This is a genomic window from Bordetella genomosp. 6 (assembly GCF_002119705.1).
GTDB lineage: Bacteria > Pseudomonadota > Gammaproteobacteria > Burkholderiales > Burkholderiaceae_B > Bordetella > Bordetella bronchiseptica_F.
This window is the reverse complement of record NZ_CP021107.1, coordinates 5,065,796-5,080,520: the sequence shown is the minus strand read 5'-3', so window position 1 is coordinate 5,080,520 and position 14,725 is coordinate 5,065,796. Positions and strand designations below refer to the sequence as shown.

Genomic DNA, 14,725 nt, shown 5'->3' with positions numbered 1-14,725 from the left:
CATCGCCCCGGGGCGCGCCCGGGGCGATGGCGTGCCCGAGAGGCTGGTACGATGTTGCCCATACCAGCCGCGCCGGCGGAATCCGGTAGCCCTCCACCCTTCATCCCATTACGTGTCCACCGCCATCGCGTCTCCGGCCAATGTCGGCCGTGTGTATCTGCAGTTGCTGCTGGTCATGGCCGCCTGGGGCGTCAATCTCGTCGCCGTCAAATACCTGACGTTCCACATGGACGTGCAGGTGGTCGCCGCGGTGCGCATCGTGGTGGCCTTCGTGGCGGTGTCGGCGATCCTGCTGTGGCGCCTGCACGGGGTGCCGCGCCTGTCGTTGCGGCAATTCGGCTGGCTGGCCTGTGCCGGGCTGCTGGTGGTGTACGCGCACCAGATCCTGCTGGTGAGCGCGCTGCGCCTGACGCCGGCGGCCAATGCAACGCTGATCATGGCGACCAGCCCCCTGTTTTCGGTGGTGCTGGCGGCTTTCTTCTACCGTGAGCGCCTGACCGCCTCGCGCATCGGGGGCGCGGCGCTGGGGCTGGGCGGCGTGGCCCTGGTGGTGGCCGGCGGCGATGGCGTGCTGGCCAGCGTCGGCCGGGGCGACGTGCTGGCCCTGTGCGCGGTGATCGTGTTCGTCATCGGCGGCCTGATCATCCAGCGCGTATCCCGCGCCCTCGATCCCCTGACCATCCTCTGGTACATGTACCTGGTGGGCGCGGTCACCCTCAGCGCCCATGCGGCGCTGTCGCCCGCCACCTACCTGGCCTCGTCGTGGACGCTCGAACCCTGGCCGTGGCTGGTGGTGCTGTTTTCCAGCGTCATCGCGTCGGGTGTGAGCAACCTGCTATGGAATGCCGGCATTGCCCGCCTGGGCATGAGCCGGGCCGCCATGTTCGTGAACTGGCTGCCCATTTTCGGGCTGCTGGCGGCCGCGGTGTTCCTGGGCGAGCGCATCACGGCGCTGCATTTCGCCGGGCTGGCCTGCGTGCTGTCGGGCACCTGGCTGGGCCTGCGGACCGCGCCCGCCCCGGCGACGGAGCAGGCGGATGTGCGGCGGCCGGCCCCGGCCAGACGGGCCTAGCGCTGCTGTTGCAGCAGCGTGGCGGCCTCGAGGGCGAAGTAGGTCAGCACGCCGTCGGCGCCGGCACGCTTGAAGCCGAGCAAGGCCTCCATCATGACCTTGTCGTGGTCGAGCCAGCCATTGGCGGCGGCGGCCTTGATCATGGCGTACTCGCCGCTCACCTGGTAGGCGAAGGTCGGCACGCGGAACGCGTCCTTGACCCGCCGCACCACGTCCAGGTAGGGCATGCCGGGCTTGACCATCACCATGTCCGCGCCTTCCTGCAGGTCGGCGGCGACTTCGCGCAGCGCTTCGTCGATGTTGCCCGGGTCCATCTGGTAAGCCATTTTGTTGGACTTGCCCAGGTTGCTGGCCGAGCCGACCGCGTCGCGGAACGGGCCGTAGAAGGCGCTGGCGTACTTGGCCGAATAGGCCATGATGCGGGTGTGGATATGCTGCTGGCCTTCCAGCGCCTGGCGTATCGCGCCGATGCGGCCGTCCATCATGTCGCTGGGCGCGACGATGTCCACCCCGGCGGCGGCCTGCACCAGCGCCTGCTTGATGAGGATTTCGACGGTAGGCTCGTTCAGTACGTAGCCGTCGGCGTCGATCACGCCGTCCTGCCCGTGGCTGGTGTACGGGTCGAGGGCGACGTCGGTGAGCACGCCGAGCTCGGGAAAGCGCCGCTTCAGCTCGCCCACTATGCGCGGGATCAGGCCTTCGGGGTTGGCCGCCTCGATGCCGTCGGGCGTCTTGAGGGCCGGGTCGATGGCCGGAAACAGCGACAGCACCGGGATGCCCAGCTTCACGCATTGCTCGGCCACCGGCAGCAACGTGTCGAGCGAGTAGCGCACCACGCCGGGCAGCGAGGGCACGGCCTGCTGTATGCCTTTGCCTTCGGTCACGAAGACCGGGTAAATCAGGTCGTCGGCGGTCAGCGTGTTCTCGCGCACCAGGCGGCGCGTGAAATCGTCGCGGCGCAGGCGGCGGGGGCGGGATACCGGGAATGCGGCGGAAATGATCTGCGGGTTCATGGCACTACCTTGGGAGAGATCCAGTTCTCGATGTGGGCGCCGGCCTCTTCCAGGCCGATGCGTTCGGTCGATGAAAACGGCACCATATGCAGCGCGCCGATATCGGCCAGGTCCTTGCGCACGGCGAATACCGTGCGCATGCGTTGCCCGTACGGCAGCTTGTCGGCCTTGGTCAGCAAGGCCAGCACTGGCCTGCCGGTGGGCGCGATAAAGTTGGCCAGGCGGCGGTCGAGATCGGTGACGCCGCGGCGGATGTCGATGAGCAGCACGATGCCGGCCAGCGATGCGCGGTCGCGCAAGTAGCCGCCCAGGATGTCGGCCCATTTTTCCTTCTCGCGATGGGCGACCGAGGCATAGCCGTAGCCGGGCAGGTCGACCAGGAAGCCCAGGTGTTCGCCGGGCGCGAGGGGGTCGGGCAGGCCGAACATGTTGATCAGCCGCGTGCGGCCGGGCGTCTTGCTTGAAAACGCCAGGCGCCGCTGGTTGCACAGCACATTGATGGCCGAGGATTTGCCGGCGTTGGAGCGGCCGACGAAGCAGACTTCGGGCGCGCCGGCAGGCGGCAACTGGTCCAGACGGGCTGCCGAAATGTAAAAAGACGCGCGATGTAGGAGGGACACGGTTGAGTCCGATACGGTTGGTTTCGATCCCTATTGTATAATCCGGCGTTTGCAACATTAGTCTCCGCGCGCGGGGCTGGCTTTTTCGCGTTCGAGGACGCAGGCCGGCGCCGATGCCAGGGCTGGATGGGGCGGAGACGTTTTCGTCCACTCTCGCAGCCGCGCGGGCAGGCATGGGAGGGCGCTTTAGGCGCCTTGATCGAGTCCGATCGTCGAGGATTTCATGAAGCGTGTGCTGTCCCGGATGTTGGTAGCAAGCGGACTGGTGCTGGGTGCATCGGTTCACTCCATGAGTTTCGCCGCCGACGGCGCTGCGGGCCCGGCCAAGCCGGACGCCGCCAAGGGCGCCCAGCTGTACGATCAGGGCGATGCGTCGCGTGGCGTCATCGCCTGTGCGTCCTGTCACGGCGCGGCAGGCAGCAGCACCATACCGGCCAACCCGAACCTGGCGGCCCAGCCGCACGAATACCTGGTCAAGCAATTGACGGAATTCAAGGTCAAGGAAGGCGAGAAGCTGCCGCTGCGCATGGGGCCGGGGGGCAATCCCACGCCCATGACCGCCATGGCCCAGCCCCTGACGGCGCAGGACATGCAGAACGTCGCCCTGTATCTGTCGCAGCAGCCGCTCAAGGAGCCGGCCACCGCTGGCCACGAAAGCCTGGTCGAATTGGGCCAGAAGATCTGGCGCGGCGGCCTGGCCGATCGCAATGTGCCGGCCTGTGCGGCCTGTCACGGCGCCACCGGCGCGGGCATTCCGGGCCAGTATCCCCGCCTGTCGGGACAGTTTTCGTCGTACATCGAAGAACAGCTCAAGCTGTTCCGCAGCGGCGAACGTGGCAATAGCGTGCCCATGCACGACATCGCGGACCGTATGTCCGACGCCGATATCAAGGCTGTCGCCGATTACGCCGCGGGCTTGCGCTGACCGGGCCTGAGACGGGCGCGGCCAGGTGCCGCGCCAGAATTTAACCGGGCGCCGGAACAAGTTTGCCGAGCCCGTTGTCTATGAGGGGGGAAGCCGATTGCGCGGCCCCCCTTTTTTCATGAACGCCACCTCCACAGCCCCCTCTTCCCGTCACACCCTGCGCAGCCTGGCCGGCGACTTCTTCGAACTGCTGGGCTCGATGCGTTTCGCCGTCAGCCTGCTGATGTTCATCTGCATCGCCAGCATCGTGGGGACGGTGCTGGCCCAGAACCGTCCCAGTAATGTGTACGTGGACCAGTTCGGGCCGTTCTGGTTCGAGGTGTTCGACAAATTCTCCATCTGGCACGTCTACAACAGCTGGTGGTTCCTGCTGATCATGACGTTCCTGGTGGTGTCCACCTCGGTGTGCCTGATCCGCAATACCCCCAAGATGCTGCGGGAGGCGCGTTCGTTCCGCGAGCACGTGCGCGCCAGCAGCCTGCGGGCTTTTCCGCACCGCGTCCAGGCCGAGGTGGCGCAGCCGGTCAGCGAGACGGCGCAGGGCGTGACCGGCCTGCTGGGCCAGTTCGGCTACGCCGTGCGCGAGCGCCGCGACGGCGACGGCATCATGCTGGCGGCCAAGAAAGGCAGCGCCAACCGCCTGGGCTACGTCTTCGCGCACTCGGCGCTGGTCATCATCTGCATCGGCGGCCTGCTCGACAGCGAGGCGCCGGTGCGGCTGCAGGTGCTGTTCGACGGCAAGCAGCCGATCGCCATCAACGGCGAAATGGCGCGCGCGGACATCCCGGACAGCGCCCTGCTGTCGGTCAACAACCCCAGCTACCGGGCCAATCTCTGGGTCCCGGAGGGCAGCAACGCGAGCCTGGCCACCATCGCGGTCAACGACCGGTCGCTGGTGCAGCCGCTGCCGTTCTCGCTGCGGCTGAAGAAGTTCACGGTCGATTACTACTCCACCGGCATGCCCAGCCGCTTTCTCAGCCTGGTCGAGGTCACGGATCCCGAGACTGGCGAGATGTTCGACCAGACCATCGAGGTCAACGAGCCGTTGCGCTACAAGGGTGTGACCGTCTACCAGAGCAGTTTCGACGATGGCGGCAGTTCGGTCAGCCTGACCGGCTATCCGCTGGTGGGCGCGGGCGATACGCCGTTCAAGGTGGATGGCGTGGTGGGCCGGACGTCGGAGATCGGCGCGCGCATCGGCGACCAGCCCAAGAGCATGAAGATCGAGTTCACCGCGCTGCGCGTGATCAACGTCGAGGATTTCTCGGGCGGGCAGCCGGGCGCGCAGAATCTCAGCCTGCGCGACCATGTGGCGTCGGTGGCCGGCAGTGCCGCGGGCAAGAAGAACGAAAACCTGCGCAATGTGGGGCCGCGCATCGATTACAAGCTGATCGACGACGCCGGCCAGGCGCACGAATTCCAGAATTACATGCTGCCGGTCGTGCTCGACGGGGTGCCGGTATTCCTGAGCGCGGTGCGCAACAACCCGGCCGACGATTTCCAGTACCTGCGCATTCCGGCCGACGACCAGGGGTCGCTGGCCGAATTCATGCGCCTGCGCGCGGCCCTGGCCGATCCGGCGGCGCGCCAGGAGGCGGCCCGCCGCTTCGCCGAGCGCAACGCGCCCAGCGGCGCCGATCGCCAGCCCCTGGAGACCGCGGCGCAGCGGGCCCTGGCCACCTTCGCGGACGGCGGCCTGCAGGCCATTGCGGACTTCCTGCAGGCCAATACGGCGCCCGACGACCTGGAGCGCGCCGCGGGCATCGTGGTGCGCCTGGTGGGCGCCAGCGTGGCCGAGCTGCGCGATATCGCCCGCGCCCGGGCCGAACTGCCGGCGCTGCCGCAAAGCGGCCCGCAGGCCGACGAGGCGGCGCAATGGTCGCGCGTAGCGGTGGCGGCGCTGTCGGACCTGGCCTTCTATCCGGCGCCGGTCATGTTCAGCCTGACCGATTTCCAGGAGCGCCAGGGCAGCGTTTTCCAGGTGGCCCGCACGCCCGGCAAGAATGCCGTGTACCTGGGCTGCGTACTGCTTATCCTGGGGATTTTCGCCATGTTCTATATCCGCGACAGGCGGATATGGGTGTGGGTCAAGCCCGCCGCCGACGGCGCCGGCAGCAGCATCGAGGCAGCCATGACCTCGCAGAAGCGTACACTGGACTTCAATCAAGAGTTCGATCGCCTGCGCGAGGCATTATTGCGACAGAGCAAGCCGTAAGGGGTTTTCATGTCTACCACCACCAGCAATTCCGCCGCGGCCTGGACGAGCGGTTTTTCCCAGACGGGCGACGGACGCGCGCAGCGCGGCCGGCCCGACTGGACCGATATCGCATTTTTCCTGCTGTTGGCGGCGGGGGCGGGCTTTGCCCTGACCCGCTTCAGCGGCGCCATGGATTATTACGAGAAGCTGATTCTCTGTGGCACCGTGCCGGCGTTGGCCTGGCTGGGGTGGCTGTGGCGGCCGCTGCGCCACCTGATGATCGCCTGTGCGCTTGCCGCCGGGCTGGCGCTGCTGCTGTACCAGAACGACCTGGCGCGCGCCGAGCAGGTGTTCTTCCTCAAGTACCTGCTTTCGTCGCAATCGGCCATCCTGTGGATGAGCGCGCTGTTCGTGCTGGCGATGCTGTGCTACTGGATCGGGATCCTGAGCCCGACGGCGGCCTGGCTGGGCACGGCGCTGACGTGGGGCGCAGTCTTCGCCGGCACGACTGGCCTGCTGGTGCGCTGGCGCGAAGGCCATCTGATGGGGCCCGATCTGGGTCATATTCCGGTCAGCAACCTGTACGAAGTGTTCGTGCTGTTCGCGCTGATCACGGCGCTTTTCTACCTGTACTACGAGCGCAAGTACGCCACACGGGCGCTGGGCGGGTTCGTCCTGCTGGTCATCACATCGGCCACCATCTTCCTGCTGTGGTATTCGTTCACGCGCGACGCCGGCCAGATCCAGCCCTTGGTGCCGGCGCTCAAGAGCTGGTGGATGAAGCTGCACGTGCCGGCCAACTTCATCGGCTACGGCACGTTCTCGCTGGCGGCCATGGTGGGCTTCGCCTACCTCGTCAAGCAGCATGGCCAGACCACGTCGTGGCTCAAGCTGGCGCCGCTGTTCGTGCTGGGCGTTGCCCTGTGCGTCGAGCCCATCGTCTTCCGCACCGAGGGCCTGTCCGCCACCTGGATGATCTACTGCGGCGCGGGCGTGGTGATCGTGGGCGGCATTCTGCTGGCCCGCGCGCGCATCGCGCAGGCATTGCCGTCGCTCGAAGTGCTCGACGACATCATGTATCGGGCCATCGCGATCGGGTTCGCATTCTTCACCGTGGCGACAGTGCTGGGGGCGCTGTGGGCCGCCGACGCCTGGGGCGCCTACTGGCAGTGGGATCCCAAGGAGACCTGGGCGCTGATCGTGTGGCTGAACTATGCCGCCTGGCTCCATATGCGCCTGATCAAGGGCCTGCGCGGCACCATGGCGGCGTATTGGTCCCTGGTGGGCCTGCTGATAACGGGGTTCGCCTTCCTGGGCGTGAACATGTTCCTGTCGGGCCTGCACTCGTACGGCGAGCTCTGAACCGCGTCGTGCCCCCAAAGACAATGCCCCGCGGATGCGGGGCATTGTCTTTGGGGGCGCCGCCGGCGGCGCGTCAGGGCAGCGTGGATTCGCCCTGGTACAGCGACTCCAGCGTTTCGCGCTGGCGCACGACGTAGTGGCGGTTGCCGTCGACCATGACTTCGGCCGCGCGCACCCGGGTATTGTAGTTGCTGGCCATGACCATGCTGTAGGCGCCGGCGGACTCCACCGCCAGCACGTCGCCGGCCTGGATCGCCAGGGCGCGGCCGCGGGCCAGCCAGTCGGCGCTTTCGCAGACCGGTCCGACGACGTCGTATTCGACCCGCTTGTCGGCACGCGGCGTGACCGGCTGCACGCCGTGGTAGGCCTCGTACAGGGCCGGGCGCAGCAGGTCGTTCATGGCTGCGTCGACAATGGCGAAGTTGCGCGCCTCGGCGTGCTTGAGGTACTGCACCGTGGTCAGCAGCACGCCGGCATTGCCGACCAGCGAGCGGCCGGGTTCCAGCACGATGTGCAGGTGAGCCAGGCCGCGCGCGCTGATGCGCTCGAACACCCGGTCGAGCAAGGCCTTGGGCGAGGGCGGGATTTCGTCCGTGTAGCGGATGCCCAGGCCGCCGCCGAGGTCCAGGTGCTTGATGGCGATGCCGTTTTCGGCCAGTTGCTGGATCAGGTCCAGCAGCTTTTCCAGTGCGTCGAAGTACGGACTGATGTCGGTGAGTTGCGAACCGATATGGCAATCGACGCCGACCACTTCGACGCCGGGCAGGCGGGCCGCCAGCCGGTATGCCGCCGGGGCGGATTCGATGGCGATGCCGAACTTGTTTTCCTTCAGGCCCGTCGAGATGTAGGGGTGGGTCTGGGCGTCGACGTCGGGGTTGACACGCAGCGACACGCGCGCGCGCCGGCCCATGGAGACGGCGACTTCGGACAGGCGTTCGAGTTCGGCCTCGGACTCGACGTTGAAGCACTTCACGTCGGCTTCCAGCGCGGCGCGCATTTCCCAGACCTGCTTGCCCACGCCGGAGAACACGACCTTGGCGGGGTCGCCGCCCACGGCCAGCACGCGCGCCAGCTCGCCGCCGGACACGATATCGAAGCCGGCGCCCAGGCGTGCGAATTCCTTCAGCACGGCCAGGTTGGAGTTGGCCTTCATGCCGAAGCACACCAGCACCGGGCGCTCGCCGATGGCGGCGCGATAGTTCTCCCAGGCCGAGCGCAGCGCGGCGCGGGAGTAGACGTACAGCGGCGTGCCCAACTGGGCGGCCAGGCTGTCGAGCGGCACGTCTTCGGCGTGCAGCACGCCGTTCTGGTAGCGGAAATGGGGCGAACCAGCCAGGTCGGGCTGGACGGAAACGGCGGTCATGGCAGGGACGGAGCAGGGGGGATGGAGGGGGGCGGCGTTTGCTGCCCTGTGGGCGCGGGCTGGCCGGGCTCGGGCGGCGGCAGATACAGGGGACCCTTGTAGCCGCAGGCGGCAAGCAGCCCGCCGAGGGCCAGCGTGGCTACAATGCGTAGAGCCAGACGGTTATGTGCCGAATGGAACACAGGGAACTCCATAATTGTTGCAGGTTGGATTATGACGGAAACCGAATTTCTTGCGTTGGTCGACCAGGTGCTCGACAGTATCGAAAGCCAGGCGGACGATTGGGCGGCGGGCCTGGATGTCGATATCGAAGCCACCCGCAGCGGCAATGTGCTGACGCTGGTGTTCGAAGACGGCACCCAGGTCGTCGTCAATGCGCAGGCCGCCATGCAGGAGCTGTGGGTCGCCGCGCGCACCGGCGGTTTCCACTATCGCTACGATGGCCAGCACTGGAACGATACCCGTGGCGGCCCGCGCCTGCCCGATGCCCTGTCGCAGATCTGTTCCGGGGCGGCCGGCGTGCCGGTTTCCGTACGCCTCTGACCGCATCAGTGTAAGCCGGGCCGGGACGCTTGCGTCCCGGCCCGGCCGCCAACGGGTCAGAACGGGATGTTCTGGCTCCAGGGCTGCGACCCTTGCGTGCCCACGCCGGGCGCCACGCGGATCGAATTGTCGTTGCCGCCGGTCAGGCCGTTCAGGAAGTCGCCCAGCGCGTCGCCGGCCTGGGGCAAGCCCAGGCGCGCCACCGCCTGGCCAGGCGGGAACTCGCTGAAATAGAGCTCACCGTTCTCCACCAGCAGGCCATCGGGGCGCGGCCGTTGCTTCTCCTCGGGCACGCCCTTGAGCGCATCCTTCATGTAGTCGAGCCAGATCGGCATGGCCACGCCGCCGCCGGTCTCGCGCGAACCCAGCGATTTCGGCTGGTCGAAGCCCAGCCATGCTGTTGCCACCAGGCTGGGCGTATAGCCCGAGAACCAGGCGTCGACCGATTCGTTGGTGGTGCCGGTCTTGCCGGCGATGTCGCCGCGCTTGAGCGTGGCGCGGGCGCGGGCGGCGGTGCCGCTGGTGGCCACGCCGCGCAGCATATCGTCCATGACGAAGGCGGTGCGCGCGTCGATGGCGCGCGCCGCCGCATCGCCGGCGATGACCGGACGCGACTGCATCAGGACCTTGCCGGAGCTGTCGGTGACGCGATCGATCAGGTAGGGCGTGACGCGGTAGCCGCCGTTGGCGAACACCGCATAGGCGCCGGCCAGCTGCAGGGGCGTGACCGAGCCGGCGCCCAGCGCCAGCGGCAGCACGGCGGGCTGGCGCGCCTTGTCGAATCCGAAGCGGGTGAGGTAGTCCTGGGCATACTGCGGACCGATGGCCTGCAGGATGCGGATGGACACCATGTTCTTCGACTTGTACAGGCCCTGGCGCATGGTCAGCATGGGCTCGTACTGGTTGCCGTAGTTCTTCGGATGCCAGGCCTTGGAGCCGGTCTGCGCCGCGGACAGTTCGAACGGCTGGTCGGAGATCTGGGTGGCCGGCGTCAGGCCGCGCTCGAGCGAGGCGGCATAGATGAACGGCTTGATGTTCGAGCCGGGCTGGCGCCACGCCTGCGTCACGCGGTTGAAGTTTCCGCGGTAGAAGTCGAAGCCGCCGACCATGGCGCGGATGGCGCCGTCCTGCGGCGAGAGCGCCACGAACGCGGCCTGCACCGCGGGCATGTTGATGACTTCCCAGTTGTCGTTGTATTTGTGGATGTAGACGACCGAGCCGCGCTTCAGGCGCATCTCGGGCTTGGCCTTGTCCGTCAGCGCCCGCGCCACCACGCCCAGCGCCTTCTTGTCGGTGATGGAGATGACTTCGCGCGAGCTGCGCACCAGCTTGATCTCGGTGGGACTGGCCGACAGCACGACGGCGGTCAGCAGGTCGCCGCTGTCGGAGAACTTGTCGAACACGCCATCGAGGAAATCGTCCAGCGCCTGCGGGTCGTTCTCGACGCCGGCCGGCATGTCCAGCTGTTCCTCGGGACCGGGGTAGGGCGCGCGCCGCGTGTACTCCAGCACGCCATCGCGCACCGCGCGATAGGCCGATTCCTGGTCCTTCGACTGGACCGTGGTGTAGATGTTGATGCCGCGCGAATACAGGTTGTCCTGGTACACGTTGTAGAGCAGCTGGCGCGCCAGTTCGGCGACGTATTCGCCGTGGATGGCGTAGCCGCCGGCCGGCGTGCCTTCGGCCGACTTGATCACGATGGGCTGCGCCACCGCTTCCTTGTATTCGGGCTCGGTCAGGTAGCCCAGCGAATACATGCGGCCCAGCACATAGCGCTGGCGCAGTTCGGCGCGCGGGCGGTTGGAAATAGGGTTGAAGCGCGACGGCGCCTTGGGAATGCCGGCCAGCATGGCGGCCTCGGACGGCGTGACCTGCGACAGCGGCTTGCCGAAATAGGTGCGCGAGGCTGCGGCGAAGCCGTAGGCGCGATGGCCCAGGTAGATCTGGTTCATGTACAGCTCGAGGATCTGGTCCTTGGTGAGCTGCGATTCGATCTTGAAAGTGAGCAGCAGTTCGTAGAACTTGCGCGAGTAGGTCTTCTCGGACGACAGGTAGAAGTTGCGCGCTACCTGCATGGTGATGGTGCTCGCGCCCTGCGACTTCGACATGCTGATCAGGTTGGTCAGGCCGGCGCGGATGACGCCCATCCAGTCGATGCCGCCGTGCTGGTAGAACCGATCGTCCTCGGCGGCCAGCACCGCCGACTTCATGACATCGGGAATTTCGTTGAAGCGCAGCACGTTGCGGCGCTCTTCGCCGAATTCGCCGATCAGCACCCGGTCGGCCGTATAGACGCGCAGCGGCACGCGCGGCCGATAGTCGGTCATGGCGTGCAGGTCGGGCAGGTTGGGCCAGGCCAGCGCCAGGGCCATGCCGGCCAGCAGCACGCCGCACAGCGCCAGGCCGCCAAAGAAGATGCCGGCCTTCAGGAAGAACCGCAAAATCGCTGAACCGCTCTTGGCGGGCTTGTCCTGCTTGGTTGAATTCTGGCGCTTGCTCATCGCGGCGATTGTACGGTTATCTCCCATTGTCCCAATTGGGGCCATGGCAGTTTCTGTAACAGAATCGTTCAGTGTGGTAAGCGGGCAACTGACAGCGATGGGATAATGCCGGCATGAATGCTTCCGCTAATTTATGCGCGGCGTCGGCCAACGACCCGCAACCGGGCGACCAGGAGGCCGCCCACCCTGTAGCCTGCGCCGGCGACGAGCCGGCGGCGTCCCTGCCGCACGACCTGCCGATCTTTCTGGTGGGAATGATGGGCGCCGGCAAGACCACCATAGGGCGAGGCCTGGCGCGTGCGCTGAGGCGCGAATTCATCGATCTCGACCATGAGTTGGAGGCGCGATGCGGCGTGCGGGTTCCGGTCATCTTCGAAATCGAAGGCGAAGCCGGGTTTCGCCGGCGGGAAGCTGCCGCACTGCAAGAGTGTACCCAACGCCGGCAGATAATTCTTGCCACCGGCGGGGGCGCGGTGCTGGCCGAGGAGAACCGGCAGGCCCTGCGCGAGCGCGGCATCGTGATCTACCTGCGCGCCAGCGTGGAAGAGCTGTTCCGGCGTACCAGCCGCGACCGCAACCGCCCCTTGCTGGCCACCGCCGATCCGCGCGCCACCCTGCGCGAGCTGATGGTGGCGCGCGAACCCCTGTATAACGAGGTGGCCGATCTGGTCATCGATACCGGCAGCATGCCCATCGCCACGCTGGTGAAGTCCCTGCTGCCCAAGCTGCAAGCCTACGAGAAGAAATAATGGACGTTGTCGAGGTCGCCACGCCCGGTGGCAGTTATCCCATCCACATCGGCCCCGGACGCCTGGATGCGCTGGACGCGTCGATCCCGGCCGACGCGACGGCCATCGCCGTGGTCACCAATCCGACCGTGGCGGGCCTGTACGGCGCGCGCGTCGAGGCGGCCCTGGCGCGCACCGGCAAGCGGGTGCTGCGCATCGAGTTGCCCGATGGCGAGGCCCACAAGGACTGGCAGACCCTGAATCTGATTTTCGACGCCCTGCTGGAAAACCGCCTGGACCGGCGCGCCGTCCTGGTGGCGCTGGGCGGCGGGGTGATCGGGGACATGACGGGTTTCGCGGCCGCCGTATACATGCGCGGAATCCGCTTCCTGCAGGTGCCGACCACCCTGCTGGCGCAGGTGGATTCGTCGGTGGGCGGCAAGACCGCGGTCAACCACCCGCTGGGCAAGAACATGATCGGCGCGTTCTACCAGCCGGTGGCGGTGGAGATCGATACCGAGGTGCTGGGCACGCTGCCGGCGCGGGAAGTGTCCGCGGGGCTGGCCGAGGTGATCAAGTACGGTCTGATCCTGGACGCCGGCTTCTGGCAGTGGTGCGAGGACAACGTCGGCGCCTTGCGCGCGCTGGAGCCCAAGGCGCTGGCCTATGCGATCCGGCGCTCGTGCGAGCTCAAGGCGCAGGTGGTGGGGCAGGATGAGCGCGAATCCGGCCTGCGCGCCATTCTCAACCTGGGGCATACCTTCGGCCATGCGATCGAGTCCGGCCTGGGTTACGGCGAATGGCTGCACGGCGAGGCCGTGGGCTGCGGGATGGTGCAGGCGGCCGAGCTGTCCACCCTGGTGGCGGGCTTTCCCGCCGCCGATGTGCGGCGGGTGCGCGATCTGGTGCGCGGGATCGGCTGCCCCACGGTGGCGCCGGACCTGGGCGCCGAGCGCTGGCTGGCGCTGATGCAGGTGGACAAGAAGACCGAAGGCGGCGAGATCCGTTTCGTACTGATGCCGCGCATTGGCCAGGCCTTGAGCCGGGCGGCGCCGGAAGCGGACGTGCGGACCGCGCTGGAACGAACCACGCGATGAACAAGGACGGGACGGTAGTGCTTATGAACGAACTGGCTTCTTATGCATCCGACCCGTCAAAAACGCGCGGGCGCAGGCACAGCGAGCCGCCGCCCGAGAACCGCACCGAGTTCCAGCGCGACAGGGATCGCATCATCCACTCCAATGCGTTCCGGCGGCTGGAATACAAGACCCAGGTCTTCGTCAACCACGAAGGCGACCTGTTCCGCACCCGCCTGACGCACAGCCTGGAAGTGGCCCAGATCGCGCGCACGCTGGCGCGCAGCCTGCGGGTTTCCGAGGACCTCACCGAGGCCATCGCGCTGGCGCATGATCTCGGGCATACGCCGTTCGGCCATGCCGGGCAGGACGAACTCAATGCCTGCATGCGCGAACTGGCGCCGCAGGCGGGCGGTTTCGAGCACAACCTGCAGAGCCTGCGCGTGGTCGACGAGCTGGAAGAACGCTACGCCGAATTCAACGGCCTGAACCTGTGCTTCGAGACCCGCGAAGGCATCCTGAAGCATTGCTCGGCCACGCACGCGCGCCAGTTGGGGGCGGTGGGCGAACGCTTTCTCGACCGCACCCAGCCGTCGCTGGAGGCCCAGCTCGCCAATCTGGCCGACGAGGTGGCCTACAACAACCATGACGTCGACGACGGGCTGCGTTCCGGGCTGATCACGCTGGAGCAGTTGCAGGAGGTCGGCATTTTCGCGCGCCACTACGCCGAGGTGGCGCGCCGCTATCCGCAATTGGCGCCGCGCCGCGCCACGTCGGAGACGATCCGGCGCATGATCAATACGCTCATCGTCGACTTGACCGCCACCTCGCTGGCGCGCATCCGCGATCACGCGCCGGCCAGCGCCGACGACGTGCGCCGGGCGCCGCCGCTGGCGGGGTTCTCGGCGGCGGTGCGGCGCGAGGCGGACGAGCTGAAGAAGTTCCTGTTCGACAATCTGTACCGCCACTACCGCGTGGTGCGCATGACCACCAAGGCCCAGCGCATCGTGCGCGAGCTGTTCCAGGCCTTTCTGGGCGATCCGCGCTTGCTGCCGCCGGACTACCGGCGCGAGCAGCCGCAGGACCAGGCGCGCGCCATCTCGGATTACATTGCCGGCATGACCGATCGCTACGCGATCCGCGAGCATCGGCGGCTGTTCGAAATGGGCTGAAGGGCGGCCTCGCCCATGCGGCCTACCCCAAATGGGGGGTGCGGGCCGCAGGCCCGCCGGGCTAGCATAGAGCCAGCACTTCGCCGTGCTTTTATTCGCCGGCTCCGCGGCAGTCCAGGGGCATCTGCTGACGGCAACGGGGCTGGCGGATTT

General features: G+C 67.2%; 13 protein-coding genes. 8 read left to right on the top strand and 5 right to left on the bottom strand.

Annotation, left to right across the window (positions count from 1 at the left end; all coding sequences use genetic code 11):
• Nucleotides 1-31 precede the first annotated feature (31 nt).
• Nucleotides 32-1,072: a DMT family transporter gene (locus tag CAL11_RS23865; RefSeq protein WP_086094458.1), complete on the top strand. Its 1,041-nt coding sequence runs from the start codon at nt 32-34 to the stop codon at nt 1,070-1,072.
• Here the strand turns inward: CAL11_RS23865 and hemB are convergent.
• Together hemB and yihA are read right to left on the bottom strand one after the other, a co-directional pair.
• Nucleotides 1,069-2,085 carry a porphobilinogen synthase gene (gene hemB, locus CAL11_RS23860; protein ID WP_086094457.1) on the bottom strand — a complete coding sequence of 339 codons (1,017 nt, stop codon included), beginning with the start codon at nt 2,083-2,085 and terminating at the stop codon, nt 1,069-1,071. The two genes, CAL11_RS23865 and hemB, sit on opposite strands and share 4 nt — an antisense overlap.
• The gene (yihA, locus tag CAL11_RS23855; protein ID WP_033463390.1) at nt 2,082-2,705 is read right to left on the bottom strand and encodes a ribosome biogenesis GTP-binding protein YihA/YsxC; all 624 of its coding nucleotides are present in this window, start codon (nt 2,703-2,705) and stop codon (nt 2,082-2,084) included. Before yihA ends, hemB begins: the two co-directional genes overlap by 4 nt.
• Nucleotides 2,706-2,928: 223 nt before the next feature.
• On the opposite strand from yihA, the gene CAL11_RS23850 reads away from it, so the two are divergent.
• The 3 genes from CAL11_RS23850 (at nt 2,929) to ccsB (ending at nt 7,189) form a co-directional block, all read left to right on the top strand.
• Nucleotides 2,929-3,630 carry a c-type cytochrome gene (locus CAL11_RS23850; protein WP_033463392.1) on the top strand — a complete coding sequence of 234 codons (702 nt, stop codon included), beginning with the start codon at nt 2,929-2,931 and terminating at the stop codon, nt 3,628-3,630.
• A 118-nt stretch (nt 3,631-3,748) separates the two neighbouring features.
• The gene (locus CAL11_RS23845; RefSeq protein ID WP_086094456.1) at nt 3,749-5,845 is read left to right on the top strand and encodes a cytochrome c biogenesis protein ResB; all 2,097 of its coding nucleotides are present in this window, start codon (nt 3,749-3,751) and stop codon (nt 5,843-5,845) included.
• 9 nt (nt 5,846-5,854) lie between these two features.
• Nucleotides 5,855-7,189, top strand: coding sequence for a c-type cytochrome biogenesis protein CcsB (gene ccsB, locus CAL11_RS23840; protein ID WP_086094455.1), 1,335 nt, complete (start codon nt 5,855-5,857; stop codon nt 7,187-7,189).
• A gap of 73 nt (nt 7,190-7,262) precedes the next feature.
• On the opposite strand, the gene lysA is transcribed toward ccsB, so the two are convergent.
• Together lysA and lptM are read right to left on the bottom strand one after the other, a co-directional pair.
• Nucleotides 7,263-8,552 (bottom strand): diaminopimelate decarboxylase, encoded by a 1,290-nt coding sequence (gene lysA / locus CAL11_RS23835; RefSeq protein ID WP_086094454.1) that lies wholly within the window; start codon nt 8,550-8,552, stop codon nt 7,263-7,265.
• Entirely contained in the window at nt 8,549-8,746 is a 198-nt protein-coding gene (lptM, locus tag CAL11_RS24595) for an LPS translocon maturation chaperone LptM (protein WP_085963109.1), read from the bottom strand. The genes lysA and lptM overlap by 4 nt, the downstream gene beginning before the upstream one ends.
• A gap of 19 nt (nt 8,747-8,765) precedes the next feature.
• Between lptM and cyaY the strand changes: the two genes are divergently transcribed.
• Complete coding sequence (gene cyaY / locus CAL11_RS23825) at nt 8,766-9,095, top strand: iron donor protein CyaY (protein ID WP_033463401.1); 330 nt, start codon at nt 8,766-8,768, stop codon at nt 9,093-9,095.
• A gap of 56 nt (nt 9,096-9,151) precedes the next feature.
• On the opposite strand, the gene CAL11_RS23820 is transcribed toward cyaY, so the two are convergent.
• Nucleotides 9,152-11,596: a penicillin-binding protein 1A gene (locus CAL11_RS23820; protein WP_033463403.1), complete on the bottom strand. Its 2,445-nt coding sequence runs from the start codon at nt 11,594-11,596 to the stop codon at nt 9,152-9,154.
• A gap of 113 nt (nt 11,597-11,709) precedes the next feature.
• Between CAL11_RS23820 and CAL11_RS23815 the strand changes: the two genes are divergently transcribed.
• Genes CAL11_RS23815 through CAL11_RS23805 form a run of 3 tightly spaced genes read left to right on the top strand, consistent with a single transcriptional unit; the run spans nt 11,710 to nt 14,572 of the window.
• Entirely contained in the window at nt 11,710-12,345 is a 636-nt protein-coding gene (locus tag CAL11_RS23815; protein WP_033463405.1) for a shikimate kinase, read from the top strand.
• A complete protein-coding gene (aroB, locus tag CAL11_RS23810; protein WP_033463407.1) occupies nt 12,345-13,421 on the top strand; it encodes a 3-dehydroquinate synthase in 1,077 nt (358 codons plus the stop codon). Before CAL11_RS23815 ends, aroB begins: the two co-directional genes overlap by 1 nt.
• On the top strand, nt 13,418-14,572 hold the full coding sequence (locus tag CAL11_RS23805) for a deoxyguanosinetriphosphate triphosphohydrolase (RefSeq protein WP_003806949.1): 1,155 nt from the start codon (nt 13,418-13,420) through the stop codon (nt 14,570-14,572). Before aroB ends, CAL11_RS23805 begins: the two co-directional genes overlap by 4 nt.
• The last annotated feature ends 153 nt before the right edge of the window (nt 14,573-14,725 follow it).

What these genes read in the sequence shown, in the direction of transcription:
- hemB (WP_086094457.1), bottom strand. Translation starts at nt 2,085, where the DNA reads ATGAACCCGCAGATCATTTCCGCCGCATTCCCGGTATCCCGCCCCCGC.
- CAL11_RS23850 (WP_033463392.1), top strand. Translation starts at nt 2,929, where the DNA reads ATGAAGCGTGTGCTGTCCCGGATGTTGGTAGCAAGCGGACTGGTGCTG.
- CAL11_RS23845 (WP_086094456.1), top strand. Translation starts at nt 3,749, where the DNA reads ATGAACGCCACCTCCACAGCCCCCTCTTCCCGTCACACCCTGCGCAGC.
- ccsB (WP_086094455.1), top strand. Translation starts at nt 5,855, where the DNA reads ATGTCTACCACCACCAGCAATTCCGCCGCGGCCTGGACGAGCGGTTTT.
- lysA (WP_086094454.1), bottom strand. Translation starts at nt 8,552, where the DNA reads ATGACCGCCGTTTCCGTCCAGCCCGACCTGGCTGGTTCGCCCCATTTC.
- lptM (WP_085963109.1), bottom strand. Translation starts at nt 8,746, where the DNA reads ATGGAGTTCCCTGTGTTCCATTCGGCACATAACCGTCTGGCTCTACGC.
- cyaY (WP_033463401.1), top strand. Translation starts at nt 8,766, where the DNA reads ATGACGGAAACCGAATTTCTTGCGTTGGTCGACCAGGTGCTCGACAGT.
- CAL11_RS23820 (WP_033463403.1), bottom strand. Translation starts at nt 11,596, where the DNA reads ATGAGCAAGCGCCAGAATTCAACCAAGCAGGACAAGCCCGCCAAGAGC.
- CAL11_RS23815 (WP_033463405.1), top strand. Translation starts at nt 11,710, where the DNA reads ATGAATGCTTCCGCTAATTTATGCGCGGCGTCGGCCAACGACCCGCAA.
- aroB (WP_033463407.1), top strand. Translation starts at nt 12,345, where the DNA reads ATGGACGTTGTCGAGGTCGCCACGCCCGGTGGCAGTTATCCCATCCAC.
- CAL11_RS23805 (WP_003806949.1), top strand. Translation starts at nt 13,418, where the DNA reads ATGAACAAGGACGGGACGGTAGTGCTTATGAACGAACTGGCTTCTTAT.